We start from the raw sequence: 13,308 nt of genomic DNA on the forward strand, positions 1-13,308 counted from the left end.
AATGAGCCCGGCACAATACCGGGCTCATCACACTAATCGTTAAATTATAAAACGTCCAACTTTTGGGGTTCAGTCCAGTTTGCGAGAAGGGTTTTTAGTTTTCCAGCAGGGAGGTTAAGCAACAGATACCTTGCGCACAGTCTCTGTTTCCTGTGTGTTCAGTTCGATTGTTTTTACCTGTTTGGTCTTACCATCGATCAGAATAACCTGGTATTCACCGTCAGGCAATGCATTAAGGTCGAAACGTGTGCGGGTAGCGGCGCTGTCGGCAGAAATATCGCTGGTAGCCAGCGTATGGCCCGACTTGTCTGTCAGTGTGATCGAAAGGTTCCTGATCTCCGATTTAATTACATTCACGTCTATCTTTCCATTCTCGCCGGTAACAACCCAGAACCTGATTTCCGGATTTTCCACAGACGTGGCACTGTGGTCAAATGTGTTGGCGGCAAAACTGGGTGAAGAAGTCAGAGCGAATGCAACGAGTACTGATGCGATGAGCGTTTTCATGGTTTCTTTGTTTAAAATGTGATCGCTATTTGTAAAAGAAGCCCGGGTATGTCCGACTTCCGATACAATGTTAGAGCGCCGAATTTTAACAAAAAACCAAACTCGACAGACAGACCGCAAACAAAGACAGACTGGCGAAAATCACATATAAAACACTGTATACAAGCATTTTATGTGTAAAAATCGACATTGATCGATTCAAATCAGGATCTCATAGAGCGTGACGCCGGATTGGTGGAATTTCGGATTGGTTTCTAATCAATTAAACCACCATCCTGTCAAAAACTGCCCGCTGCTCGTGCATTGCCTTTACTTTATCCTCCGGGTTGGTGTGGCATTCGAGCAGCACCCAGCCTTTGTAGTTCATCTTGATCAGATTAGCGATCAGTTCTTTGTAAGGATAATCCGTCCTGTCCAGCTCACGGACATGGAGTGTATCTCCAAAATACTGTTTGACCAAATCAAAATTCGACTGAAACCCTGCGCCGTTCAGATCCTGCGGGTTACAGTTCCAACATATTTTTGCATTCGGGTGGCTGGCATATTTCATGATCTTTTTAATGTTCGGCAGTTCCTGCGTCTCGGCGCCGTGGACTTCCAGCCTGAGCTGCTGGCCCATATCCGCCGCATATTTCGCCAGTTCCCTGAGCGACTTTCCGATTTGCTCAAGCGTTTCCTCCGTGGGCACATCCTTATGGAGCGCGTTTGGCTTCACTTTCACGCCGGAAGCACCGATATCTGCGCTGAGCTTGATGAACTCTTTTGTGCGGTCAATCGACGCTTTCAGTTTGGCCTGGTCGGGATAGTCGTATTGCTGATTGGTCCCCAGGCCTACAATCTGCACCGGGCTGTCGGCAAATTGCTTTTTCACTTCCACGCGGGCAGCCGCGCTGAGCTCGGGCATGACCTGGTGCGCATGCTCGACCCGAAGCTCGACGCCGTGGATTTTAGTATCCGTGCAGTTTTTGATAATCGTAGGTACATCCCAATCTTTGCCCCACAAGTAAGTGACAAGCCCCAGCTGCATTTCAGGCCTGGCAGCCAGCAGGCCCGCCGCCGACAAATTCTTTGAAAGCAGCGAAGCGCCGGTCAAAAAGGAAAGTTCTTTCAGGAATGTTTTTCTGTCGATATGCATAGCTTGGGCGGAAATGTGGATGATTTCAACTAGAAGACACTGCGATGCCAAATTTCACTACCCCGCCTGCGATATTACGGCTTGACCTGCAAATTAATTGCCGGTCAATACTTTAATGCCGCGTTCTTCCAGGCTTTTGATCGTGTCTGCACTCGTATGCTGGTCGGTGACAATATAGTGGATCTGATCGAGCTCACATATTTTGGCGATTCCCCGCTTCCCGAATTTCGTGTGATCGGCCAGCACTGCCACAGTTTGCGCGGTACTGATCATTTTCTGGTTCAGCCCGGCTTCGGTGAGGTTACTGATCGACAGGCCGAAATCCAGGTCGATGCCGTCGACGCCGATGAAAAGAATGCCGCAGGAAATATTGGCCAGGATATATTCGGCATAAGAACCGGCTACCGAAGAAGAATTTTGACGGATCAGCCCGCCGAGCTGCAGCACCTCCACATTTGGCCGGTTACTAAGTTCCAGCGCAACTTTTACGGCGGGAGTGATGACTGTGATCTGTTTGGCAGGATAAAGGAAGCGCGCCAGCTCAAAAACGGTCGTTCCCGAACCGATCATAATGGAATCGTTCTGCTGGATCAGTTCCGCAGCGGTTTTGGCAATGTGCTGTTTTTCCTCGGCATTGATAAATTGCTTTTCGTTAATGGGCCTTTCCATTGCGTATGGATTATGGAGCGAGCCGCCGCCATGCGTCCGAAAAAGCAATCCTTTATCTTCCAATATCTTTAAGTCCTTCCGGATCGTAACGCCTGAAACCTGCATCAGATCCGATAGTTCGACAATATTGACCGTACCTGTTTTTTTCAGTTCCTGTAAAATGAGCTGGTGCCGCTCGGTGATGGTTGTCATAAGTTTTTCGATTGCTTAAAAATACTTTAATTTTATTTCAATTTGTTTCAAAATATTTATTTTACTTTGTCTATCAGAAATTTCACATCGATAGTTCCTACCAAAACCTGCTATATTACAAAACTCTATATTCCGCATATTCCTAAATATCATTCTTCTAAACCCTTTAAATCTCGTACAATGACTTCACTGGTAGACAAAGCCGGTATGCCGAAACACCTTGCCTGGGGCTATCTCGGTATCCTCATCTTTATGATGGGCGACGGTGTGGAGCAAGGCTGGCTCAGTCCGTACTTGCTCGAACACGGCATGAGCATTCAGCAATCCGCCTCGCTATTTACTGTTTATGGCGTTACGATCGCTATTTCCTCCTGGTTTTCGGGTGTGCTCGCCGAAGGTTACGGCCCCCGGAAAGCGATGCTGATGGGCATTTTACTATACGTAATCGGTACGGTTGGATTTGTCGGTCTGGGGATGCAGCAGCTCAACTTCCCGGTCATGCTGCTCACGTATGCGATCCGCGGTTTCGGCTATCCGCTTTTTGCGTACTCATTCCTCGTCTGGATCACTTACCGTACACCGCAACAGCAGCTCGGCAGGGCGGTGGGTTGGTTCTGGTTTGTGTTTACAGGCGGACTGAACGTGCTCGGGGCGTACTATTCCAGCTGGGCAATCGACCATTTGGGTTATCAAAATACGCTTTGGACCTCTATTTTCTGGGTTTCGATCGGGGCTTTTTTTGCTTTGGTTTTAAATAAAGACCAGTTCAGATCGGCCTCCGCAGCAGCTGGCAACACTTCTACCAAAGCGAAGGAACTGCTGAAAGGACTCACGATCGTTCAGGAAGAGCCGAAGGTATTGCTCGGCGGCATTGTCCGTATCATCAATACCACGGCACAATTTGCATTCCCCGTTTTTCTGCCGATCTATCTGGCCGGCCACGGTTTTTCCACCAAAGAATGGTTGCAGATCTGGGGTACCATTTTCACCAGCAACATCATTTTCAATCTCCTGTTCGGCTTCGTCGGCGACCGGCTGGGCTGGCGCAATACGATCATGTGGTTTGGCGGCGTCGGCTGCGGGGTCACTACATTGCTGTTTTACTACTCCCCGGTCTGGTTCGACGGCAGTTTCTGGCTGGTTATGTTTTGCGGTGTGCTCTGGGGAGGTCTGCTGGCCGGCTATGTGCCGCTTTCGGCATTGGTACCTTCATTGGTCAAAGAAGAAAAAGGCGCGGCGATGGCCATTCTCAATCTGGGTGCGGGCTTACCTGTATTTATCGGGCCTGCGATTGTGGGCCTCTTTATCGGCTCGATCGGCAGCGAGGGTGTGGTGTGGATATTGGCGGTACTTTACTTTATCAGTGCGATTCTTACCAGGTTCATCACTCTCCCCCAGCCTGCGGAGCAGTCCGTTCCAACAGCCGGACAGCCTCTTATTTAAGCCTGCCGGGTTACAGTTTGTATTTACTCAAAATTGCGTTTGAATAACAACGATATGAAAGTACTAGTCACCGCTCCCTACCACGAAAAAGCGCTGAATACCCTGAACAGCCAGTTTGGCGAGGTCATTTACAAACCCTGGAAAACACAGGGACGAGCCTACAATGCCCAGGAACTGATCGCCTTGCTAAAAGAAACCAATGCAGAAGCGCTCATTACCGAACACGACGAAGTAACCGAAGCGGTGATCGACGCCTGTGCCGGCTTTCATTTTATAGGTGTTTGCCGGGGTACGCCTTCCAATGTGGCCGTAGGTGCCGCTACCCGAAATGGAATTCCGGTTTTTAACACACCTGCCCGCAATGCCCAGGCCGTGGCCGAAATGTTTATTGCCAACCTGGTTAACCTTATGCGGAACACTTTGCCCGCAGTTGCATGGCTGGAAGGTGAAAACTGGGAAGCAGGTGCGCATACTTCCTACCTCCAATTTAAAGGCAATGAGATCGCAGGCAAGACAATCGGAATGGTAGGATTCGGGGCGGTAGGACAAACAATAGCGAACCTGCTTCGCCATTTCCCCGCTGATATTCAATACTATGATCCTTTTTATACGTCCGAAGACGAAGGTTACCGAAAGGTGGATTTGCCCGAACTGTTCCGTACCAGCGACGTGGTCTCTATTCATTTGCCGGTCACCCGGGAAACTGAGGGTATGATCGGCGAAGACCTGATCGGCCTGATGAAGAAGGATGCGATATTCGTTAATACGGCCCGTGCGGTGGTCGTCAAAAGAGAAGCACTGCTGCACGCTATTAAAAACGACCTGATCCGCGGGGCTATCCTGGATGTTTTTGACCACGAGCCACCTGATGAGCTGGATTATCAGCTGATCCATCACCCGCACGTACTCGCTACCCCGCATATTGCCGGCGCTACATTCGAAGTCGAAGACCATCATGCCGATATTATGAACAAAAGCCTGCATCAGTTTTTTACCGAAAAAAATCACGCGATCAGGCAGCTGGTGAATAGAGAGGTACTTTCAGCCAAAGTATTTTAATACGCTCCTGATATGATACCAACCAAATATTACCTGATTGTAGACGTCGGCACCGGCAATGTCCGCGTGGCGATAGCGGAGAGCAACGGCGCTGTGCTTGGGGTCGAAAGTGAAGACGCGCGCTACGAAAAAGACGATCATTATCCTGAATCCATATTTTTTTCGCCCGCTGCATTGTGGCAGCAGGTGATCAGTCTCACGCGAAAGCTTCTGGCAAAAACAGGCCCGGTAGCAATCAGCGCAATTACGGCGACCAGTCAGCGGGAAGGCATAGTGACGATCGACAACACCGGAAAGTCGGTCATCGGCATGCCGAACATTGATCATCGCGGGCGCGAATGGGAGAACGAGATAGCAGATAAGGATGTAATTTACAGGCTCACCGGCCGCTACCCTACCTCGCTATTTTCGGCTATGAAACTGATTGGCCTGAAAAACAGGCTGCCGGAATACTGGAACAATCTAAAAACTTTCACCAGCATCAGCGACTGGATCCTGTACAAATTCAGCGGAACGGTCGGATACGAGCATTCCCAGGCTTGCGAGACGCTTTTGTACGATGTGGCAAAGGGAAGCTGGTCGGCTGAACTATGCGACCTGTTCGCACTTGACCAAAAGCTGCTTCCTCCCCTGCATGAATGCAGCAAGACGCTGGGGCTGATCCTACCGGAAGTAGCCGACACTTTTGGCATTTCCCGGCACGCGATTGTGATTGTCGGCGGCTCGGATACCCAGCTGGCTATCATGAGCACCTACCCCTCTGTGCAGGATATGGTGGTAGTGTCCGGAACGACCACGCCGGTGATCAAAATTGAAGGTCAATACATATTGGACGACGCGCAACGAACTTGGACAAGCCGCCATACCGATCAGCAAAGTTTTTTGGTAGAAGCAAATGCGGGCGTAACCGGCCTGAACTACCAGCGGTTGAAAGAGATTTTTTACCCGAACGAATCTTACGAAACCATAGAAAAAGAAGTTGCGTCCATTACTGAAAATCAATGTATTGCAGCACTCGGATCACTGATTGCAGATGAAAAATCGCCCCTCATCAGAGGCGGGTTTCTTTTCGACACGCCAGTCTCGCACCAGCTGAAAAGAGGCCATTTTGTGCTGGCTACGCTATGGGACATTGCGTGCAGCATATTCGAAAACTACAAAAGCCTTAGCGCCGTGACTTCCCACGACCAGGACCATATCTGGGTTTGCGGCGGTGGAATGCAAAGCAGGGTATTGCGGCAGTTTCTGGCGAATCTGCTGCATAAAAAAGTAGTGCTGCGCGATAATTACCGCCAGGCTTCCGTGAACGGCGGCGTGTTGGTCTGCAACGCTGCCCTGGGTGTCACCCATGAAGCTTCCCCTATCCTGGAAACAATTCATCCGCAGATTTCCAAAACCCAGCAGCAGTGGTATTTACAATGGAAACAGGCGCGGGAAACATTTAAAACAGGCCTGGCATGAATTCGTATTTTTTGGGGATAGATGTTGGCACACAGGGAGTGCGCGTTGTGCTGCTGGACCAAACCGGCAAAGCCCGGTCCCATGCGGAAAAGGTCTTTCCGCTGACTTCCGAATCCAGACAGGAGCAATCGCCGCTGGTATGGTGGGATTGCTGCCTGCATTGCCTGCACGAGCTGGCGGATTTTATCAAGGGAAATATTGAAATCAGCGACATCAGGGCCGTGTCGGTTACTTCCACTTCGGGTACCGTCATCCCGCTGGATGAAAACAATATACCCGTTCACGACGCTTTGATGTACAGCGATCCGCGGTCGGCGGAGGAAGGAAAAATGTGCCGGCAGGTAGCAGAGACTTTTCATCCTGAGGGTTATACAGGTTTTAATGCGTCAAGCGGTTTGTCAAAAATCGTATGGTTTGTCAATCATTTTCCTGAAAAAATAGATCGGATCAAAACCTGGGTGCATGCGACTGATTTTCTGATCGGGAAACTTTCGGGCAACTACCGCACTACTGATTTTACCAATGCACTGAAAACAGGATTTGACGTAGGAACGGCGACCTGGCCAGCCTATATTTTTCAGCACCTGCCTCTTAAAAAGGAATGGCTGCAAGAGGTCGTTCCCTCAGGTACGGTAATCGGTTCACTGTTGCCTGAAATTTCTGCTTTGCTTCAAATACCTGAAATAAAAGTAGTTGCCGGAATGACAGACGGTTGCGCTTCCCAGGTTGCCTCAGGCGCGGTCTCTCCCGGAGACTGGAATACGACGATCGGCACGACGCTGGTCGTCAAAGGTGTCACGACCCGTGAAATCAGGGACCCGCTCGGCCGGCTGTACTGCCACCGGCACCCTGAGGGTTACTGGATGCCCGGCGGTGCCAGCAATACGGGCGCGGACTGGATCAGCAATGGTTTTCAGGAAGAATTAACAGTGTTAAATGAGGCCGCGCGGCAGCTCATACCCACATCATTACTGGCATATCCACTCATGCAGGCCGGAGAGCGATTCCCCTTTATTTCGCCTGAGGCACGCGGTTTTGCGCCAGAGGATATTGATAAAAATCAACTTTTCGCTGCGAATATGGAAGGTGTTGCCTACATGGAGCGCCTTTCCTACGAGCTCATCGAGCAGCTTTCGGGAGAGCAGGTCAACGCGGTATATACCGCAGGGGGCGCCAGCAACAGCGAAACCTGGCTGACGATCCGGGCAAGTGTATTGAATAAGCCGGTCTATAAATGCAGACAGGTTACCGGGGCTGCGGGTGCTGCAATTGTGGCGGCTTCGGGCAGCTATTTCAAAACACTCACCGAAGCAGCAAAAGCGATGACATCAGTGGAAAAAGTGGTGCAGCCTGTCCCAGAACTCGTGGCGCCATACCAAGCTGGATATGAATTATTTATAGAAGCATTACGGGATAGAAAATATCTGAATTAATGATTCTCAACGCAATATTGAACACATCATGCTGACTGTATATCTGCTCCGTCACGGAGAAACATTTTACAACGCCGACGGTAACCGTTACTGCGGCACAACTGACATCGGTCTTACCGACAAAGGCAAGCAGCAGGCACACGCAGCAGCTGAGTTACTGAAAGACATCCGCTTTGATGCGGTTTACTCCTCTCCGCTGCAGCGTGCTTTCGTAACCGCTCAAATTGCATCGGGTAACCGCGAAGTGATTGCCGATCCGCGTTTGCTTGAAGCCAATTTCGGGAAGTGGGAAGGCAAGACGAGGGCTGAATTTATTGCGGAAGATCCGGAATCGTGGCAAGCCTGGGCTGAAAACCCCGATGTAACCCGGGCCGGCCAGACGGGCAATACTGCGCTGGAGATCGTCGAACGCGTGGACGATTTTTTTACCGAAAAACAAAAGGAGCATATCGACGGAAAAATCATGGTTGTGGCACATAACGGGTTGAACCGCTTTTACATGGCCTGGAAACTCGGAATGCCGTTGAAAAACTACCGCCGGCTCGTCCAGGACAACTCCACTATTACTATTTTTCAACTCAGCGACGAAGGCGAATTCAGCCTGCTTAAACTCAATGCGCGATGAAATTCAGACTAAAAAACCTTGGACTCCACTCACTGGTTTTATCTTTAACACTGTTAGCTATTAGCCTGAGTGCCGTGAAAGGGCAAAATCAGATTCATGTGCTCAAACTGAAATCAGCCAAAGATCTGCACGCTTTTTTTCGATATACCGGAAATGACGTGCTGCTGATCGCCGGTCACCGGGGCGGTATGGTGAAAGGATTTCCGGAAAATTCCATCGCGACTTTTGAGAACACCTTAAAACATACCCCCGCATTTTTCGAGATCGATCCGCGACTGACCAAAGACAGTGTACTTGTACTATTGCACGATGCGACGCTGGACCGCACCACCACCGGAAAAGGCAAGCTTTCGGACTATACCTATGCGCAGCTGAAAGATATCAGACTGAAAGATGCCGAAGGGAATGTGACCGATTTTCTGATCCCTACGCTTTCGGAAGCAATTGAATGGGCGCGTGGAAAGACCATCCTGAACCTGGACCACAAAGATGTACCTCTGCAAATGACCGCTGACCTCATCCGTAAACACAAAGCAGATCATTTTGTAATGATGACCGTCCACCACCCCGACGAGGCGCTATTTTATTTAAAGAAAAACAAAAACAGCACGTTCTCTGCTTTTATAAAAACAAAAAAAGAGTTTGAGGACTATCAGAAAGCGGGTGTTCCCTTCACCCAACTGATCGCCTACATTGGTCCGCTGGTAAAGCCCGACAATAAGGAGCTGTATGCGCTGCTGAACAATGCCGGCGCCATGTGTATGATATCGGCGGCTTCCTCCTATGACAAGTTAAAAAGCGCGGAAGAGCGGAAAGAGGCGTATCAGTCGATCGCGCGGGACGGCGCGTCGATCATCGAATCCGACTACCCGATCGAGCTTGCCGATGCAGTTAAAGCCCTGGTGAAAGACAATTCGCCAAAGCAGAAGTTTTTTGGTAAACAGGTTTTGAAAAAATAAATATATGTGAAGCAGCATTGTATTTCCCCGCCTGAGAACGCCGGGAGCCGATGTTTGAGCGAAAAATATCAACTGCAACATTGTTGCATGAAAGGATACTTCTATATTTGCAATGTTGTTGCATTTAAAATGCAGCAGTTTATTGCAATTCTTAGAAGAAATCCGAATCATCCATGCTGGAAGCCAAAAGCCTCACAAAAAAATATGGTGCACACCTTGCGCTTGACAATCTGAACCTGACGATCCGGCCGGGTGAAATATTTGCGCTCCTCGGCCAAAACGGGGCGGGAAAAACGACTACGATCAACTTGTTTCTCGGCTTTATCCAGCCAACCGGCGGCAGCGCGCTTGTCAACGGAATTTCGGTGGATGAACACCCGCAGGAAATCAAAAAGCACCTGGCATATATCCCCGAAACGGTCACACTGTATCCAAACCTGACCGGGCTCGAAAACCTGCAGTACTTTTCTTCACTGGCCGGCTTCAAGTATTCTAATCAGGAATTGAGTGACCTGCTGACCACCTCCGGCCTGCAAAGCCAGTCGTTCGAACATAAGCTGGCGGGTTACTCGAAAGGAATGCGCCAAAAGGTAGGTATTGCTATTGCGGTAGCTAAAAAGGCGAAGGTACTGCTGCTTGACGAGCCGACCAGCGGCCTTGACCCCAAGGCTTCCAATGAGTTTTCAGAAATCATCAGGTCACTTGCAGAAAACGGCACGGCGATACTGATGGCTACCCACGACATTTTCAGGGCACGCGAAGTGGCTACCAACATCGGCATCATGCGTGAAGGTGAGCTCGTATCAACGCTAAATGCCTCTGAGATCTCAGCCAATGAGCTCGAAGCGCTTTATCTGCAAACCGTCTGACGAGCACCCGCTGCCCAGACGTTGACCTTTCCATTTCAGTAAATACCACATGAATCCCCACCTATTGATCGCCCGAAACTTCCGCAGTAATGCATTGAAGAACAGGGCTGTTTACATACTCATCCTGTTTATCGGCATCCTACTCGCGTATGCGGTGGTGACTAGCTGGGCTGGTTTTGTCAGACAAAATGAAAGCATTGCCCGGTACCAGGCCCAGGTGCGGCACGACTGGCTCGACAACCCCGACAAGCACCCGCACCGGATGGCGCATTACGGAAACTTCGCATTCCGCCCGAAAGCGCCTTTGAGCATTTTCGATTCCGGGATGGAAAGCTTCTTTGGAAATACCGTTTTTCTGGAAGCCCACAAGCAAAATTCGGTGAATTTCTCAGAGGCAGGTTTTTCAACCGGCATGCTGCGCTTTGGCGAAATCAGTATGGCGATGGTGCTCCAAATCCTGTTGCCTCTTCTGATTTTCTTTATCGGTTTTGCAAGTATCGCAGCCGAGCGTGAAAACGGCACATTGAAGATCATTCTGACGCAGGGTATCAGCTGGAAACAACTGCTGACCGGCAAAGTGATCGGGCTGGCGCAGATTGCGATGATCCTATTTGTGCCCGTAATGGCGACGACCTTCCTGTTATGGTTTTTTCTTCAAAACGGGCAGATTTCTGCTGACGAAACGGTCAGGCTTGTGCTTGTAACCCTGTCATACAGCATCTATCTGCTGTTTTTCTGCGTGATTGCCGTGCTGGTTTCGGCTATGAGTAAAACTTCCAAATCGGCGCTGGTATCCCTGATCGGTCTCTGGCTAATGCTGACGATTGTCCTTCCGAGGGCTTCACAGGCTCTGGGGACCTATCTCTATCCCGCACCCTTAAAAGTTACATTTCAGGCCAACATTGAAAAAGATGTCCTCAAAGAAGGCGACAGCCACAATCCCGATGATATTCACTACAAAGCTTTAAAGGATTCACTGCTGGCTGCTCACCAGGTAGATTCAACCCACGAGCTGCCCTTCAATTACAGCGGCTTCGTCATGGCTGAGGGCGAAAAAATCAGCGCGCGCATTTACAATGCGCATTTCGATAATCTGATGAAGGTTTACGACAGTCAGAACAGCTTCTCGAAGGCAATGGCATTTCTTAATCCATTTATGGCGATCAAAAATCTGTCCATGTCCCTGGCAGGAACCGATTACCGCACTTATACCGATTTCCAAAAACAGGCCGAAGCTTACCGCTATGCGATGGCCCAGAAGATGAACGAGCTTCAAATCAAATACATCAGCAACAAAAAACCGGGGCCGACAGACAAACCGGTGGTAATTGACCAGAAGCATTGGGAAGAAGTGCCTGAATTTGAATATAAATCCCCGAAGGTCGGCGCTGTGTTCCAGTATGAGGCGACCAGTTTCCTGGCGTTCATTTTCTGGATCGCCTTGCTGGTCTGCCTGATTCAATTACTATCTAACAAGCTGAAAGTCAATTAATATGTTTAAGCTGGCATTTAAAAATTTTTTATCATCCGCCGGAGTCAGGATCGGCATTGCATTTCTGATCGTCACGGGGATAATCAGTCTGGTGATCGGAAACCAGTTTCTTGAAAAACAGTCTGAAAACGTAAAAGCTACTTCTGCCTATCAGAAGGAACATATCGGCAGGAACGTTCAGTATCATCCCGACGAAGTTGGCTTGTTGCTGTACTATGTGAAATTTTCCCTGGTCAACCAAACTGCGCCTATTAACAGCCTTTCTATTGGTCAGCGCGACGTAAACCCTTCGATACAAAGTGTTACGATCAGGGGACTAGAGGGGCAGAAATACGACGCGGACCTTCAAAATCCGAGCAATCTGCTGCTGGGCAATATCGATTTCAGTTTCGTACTGATCTACCTTTTCCCCCTTTTCATCATTGCATTCACCTACAATATCATTTCCGAAGAACGTGAGAGCGGGACGTGGAAAATAGCTGCCGTACAAAGCAACAATCTGTTCGGACTAATATTAAATCTATTTGCAGTGAGGCTTATCGTGATCACCAGCACACTTCTTTTAATACTTTTGCCAGCTGTAATTTGGCTTGAAATCCCTCTTGATGCCCGCTTCTGGCTGTTTGCCACACTCTCGATACTTTATATCCTGTTCTGGTTTGCCCTGAGTTTTTGGGTTGCCTCGATGCACAAATCTTCCAGCAACAATGCGGTTATGCTGCTTTCAGCCTGGATTCTTTTGATCATCGTCACGCCGGCGATGGTCAATAGCTATCTGGTGAGCGCTTATCCTGTGCCCGAAGCCATGGAAACGACCGTCAGTCAACGTAAAGGCTATCATGAAAAGTGGGATATGGACCAAAAACCTACAATTGACAAGTTTTACAGTCACTATCCGCAGTTCAAAAGTTTTGGTTACCCCGAAAAGGAATTCAACTGGCTTTGGTACTATGCAATGCAGCTCATGGGCGACGACGAATCGGCAGACCAGTCGAACGCGCTGCGGCACAAACTGGAAATGCGGAATTTGGCCAGCAAGCGCATTGCCCGCTTTATCCCTTCGGTACAGATGCAGGTACAGCTCAACGAAATCGCCGGTTCGGGACTCAGCAACCAGCTCCGTTTTATGGATGCCACGAGCCGCTTCCATGAAAAACTGCGGCTCCATTTTTACCCGGCGATTTTCAGCGAAGCGCCAGTGAGCGGCCAGCAGTGGGAAAATTTCGGAATCCAAAATTTCTCCGACGATACCACTACCAGCATACCGGAAGCCGCACTGCCCCTGCTTGTCGCGGCCCTGCTGTTTGTTATGCTCGGCGCAGTTCGTTTTCGGGCTGGGGTTTACTGACGCACGATAAAAATTGGATCGGAAATGCCGCATTTATTTTAGTCTGATTAGTTGTTCGAATAAAATAATTTCAACAACTTAAAGCACTGAAAATAAGCCCTTCCAATCCTGCCGAG

Annotated in this window: 12 protein-coding genes; 9 read left to right on the forward strand and 3 right to left on the reverse strand. The window is 49.4% G+C overall.

Annotation, left to right across the window (positions count from 1 at the left end; genetic code table 11):
• Positions 1-114: 114 nt before the first annotated feature.
• The 3 genes from FXO21_RS00005 to FXO21_RS00015 form a co-directional block, all read right to left on the reverse strand.
• Positions 115-507 carry a hypothetical protein gene (locus tag FXO21_RS00005; RefSeq protein WP_149638168.1) on the reverse strand — a complete coding sequence of 131 codons (393 nt, stop codon included), beginning with the start codon at positions 505-507 and terminating at the stop codon, positions 115-117.
• Between the two features lie 262 nt (positions 508-769).
• Entirely contained in the window at positions 770-1,642 is an 873-nt protein-coding gene (locus FXO21_RS00010) for a sugar phosphate isomerase/epimerase family protein (RefSeq protein WP_149638169.1), read from the reverse strand.
• A gap of 93 nt (positions 1,643-1,735) precedes the next feature.
• Positions 1,736-2,503, reverse strand: a complete 768-nt coding sequence (locus FXO21_RS00015; protein WP_149638170.1) for a DeoR/GlpR family DNA-binding transcription regulator — start codon at positions 2,501-2,503, stop codon at positions 1,736-1,738.
• A gap of 180 nt (positions 2,504-2,683) precedes the next feature.
• On the opposite strand from FXO21_RS00015, the gene FXO21_RS00020 reads away from it, so the two are divergent.
• The 9 genes from FXO21_RS00020 (at position 2,684) to FXO21_RS00060 (ending at position 13,192) form a co-directional block, all read left to right on the forward strand.
• Positions 2,684-3,946, forward strand: coding sequence for an MFS transporter (locus tag FXO21_RS00020; protein ID WP_149638171.1), 1,263 nt, complete (start codon positions 2,684-2,686; stop codon positions 3,944-3,946).
• Between the two features lie 54 nt (positions 3,947-4,000).
• Positions 4,001-5,005: a 2-hydroxyacid dehydrogenase gene (locus FXO21_RS00025; protein WP_149638172.1), complete on the forward strand. Its 1,005-nt coding sequence runs from the start codon at positions 4,001-4,003 to the stop codon at positions 5,003-5,005.
• Between the two features lie 12 nt (positions 5,006-5,017).
• Positions 5,018-6,466, forward strand: a complete 1,449-nt coding sequence (locus FXO21_RS00030; protein WP_149638173.1) for an FGGY-family carbohydrate kinase — start codon at positions 5,018-5,020, stop codon at positions 6,464-6,466.
• Complete coding sequence (locus FXO21_RS00035; protein WP_149638174.1) at positions 6,463-7,899, forward strand: FGGY-family carbohydrate kinase; 1,437 nt, start codon at positions 6,463-6,465, stop codon at positions 7,897-7,899. Before FXO21_RS00030 ends, FXO21_RS00035 begins: the two co-directional genes overlap by 4 nt.
• A gap of 28 nt (positions 7,900-7,927) precedes the next feature.
• The gene (locus tag FXO21_RS00040) at positions 7,928-8,524 is read left to right on the forward strand and encodes a histidine phosphatase family protein (protein ID WP_149638175.1); all 597 of its coding nucleotides are present in this window, start codon (positions 7,928-7,930) and stop codon (positions 8,522-8,524) included.
• Positions 8,521-9,483: a glycerophosphodiester phosphodiesterase family protein gene (locus FXO21_RS00045; RefSeq protein WP_149638176.1), complete on the forward strand. Its 963-nt coding sequence runs from the start codon at positions 8,521-8,523 to the stop codon at positions 9,481-9,483. The genes FXO21_RS00040 and FXO21_RS00045 overlap by 4 nt, the downstream gene beginning before the upstream one ends.
• Before the next feature lie 173 nt (positions 9,484-9,656).
• Positions 9,657-10,352, forward strand: a complete 696-nt coding sequence (locus FXO21_RS00050; protein ID WP_149638177.1) for an ABC transporter ATP-binding protein — start codon at positions 9,657-9,659, stop codon at positions 10,350-10,352.
• Between the two features lie 49 nt (positions 10,353-10,401).
• Positions 10,402-11,844: an ABC transporter permease gene (locus tag FXO21_RS00055; RefSeq protein ID WP_149638178.1), complete on the forward strand. Its 1,443-nt coding sequence runs from the start codon at positions 10,402-10,404 to the stop codon at positions 11,842-11,844.
• 1 nt (position 11,845) lies between these two features.
• Positions 11,846-13,192, forward strand: coding sequence for a DUF3526 domain-containing protein (locus tag FXO21_RS00060; protein ID WP_149638179.1), 1,347 nt, complete (start codon positions 11,846-11,848; stop codon positions 13,190-13,192).
• Positions 13,193-13,308: the final 116 nt, after the last annotated feature.

The sequence above is a fragment of the Dyadobacter sp. UC 10 genome (assembly GCF_008369915.1).
In the GTDB taxonomy this organism is placed as follows: domain Bacteria; phylum Bacteroidota; class Bacteroidia; order Cytophagales; family Spirosomataceae; genus Dyadobacter.

Bases quoted from the DNA above. Each gene is read 5' to 3' on its own strand.
- FXO21_RS00020 (WP_149638171.1), top strand. From the start codon at position 2,684: ATGACTTCACTGGTAGACAAAGCCGGTATGCCGAAACACCTTGCCTGG.
- FXO21_RS00035 (WP_149638174.1), top strand. From the start codon at position 6,463: ATGAATTCGTATTTTTTGGGGATAGATGTTGGCACACAGGGAGTGCGC.
- FXO21_RS00025 (WP_149638172.1), top strand. From the start codon at position 4,001: ATGAAAGTACTAGTCACCGCTCCCTACCACGAAAAAGCGCTGAATACC.
- FXO21_RS00055 (WP_149638178.1), top strand. From the start codon at position 10,402: ATGAATCCCCACCTATTGATCGCCCGAAACTTCCGCAGTAATGCATTG.
- FXO21_RS00045 (WP_149638176.1), top strand. From the start codon at position 8,521: ATGAAATTCAGACTAAAAAACCTTGGACTCCACTCACTGGTTTTATCT.
- FXO21_RS00050 (WP_149638177.1), top strand. From the start codon at position 9,657: ATGCTGGAAGCCAAAAGCCTCACAAAAAAATATGGTGCACACCTTGCG.
- FXO21_RS00015 (WP_149638170.1), bottom strand. From the start codon at position 2,503: ATGACAACCATCACCGAGCGGCACCAGCTCATTTTACAGGAACTGAAA.
- FXO21_RS00030 (WP_149638173.1), top strand. From the start codon at position 5,018: ATGATACCAACCAAATATTACCTGATTGTAGACGTCGGCACCGGCAAT.
- FXO21_RS00060 (WP_149638179.1), top strand. From the start codon at position 11,846: ATGTTTAAGCTGGCATTTAAAAATTTTTTATCATCCGCCGGAGTCAGG.
- FXO21_RS00040 (WP_149638175.1), top strand. From the start codon at position 7,928: ATGCTGACTGTATATCTGCTCCGTCACGGAGAAACATTTTACAACGCC.
- FXO21_RS00010 (WP_149638169.1), bottom strand. From the start codon at position 1,642: ATGCATATCGACAGAAAAACATTCCTGAAAGAACTTTCCTTTTTGACC.
- FXO21_RS00005 (WP_149638168.1), bottom strand. From the start codon at position 507: ATGAAAACGCTCATCGCATCAGTACTCGTTGCATTCGCTCTGACTTCT.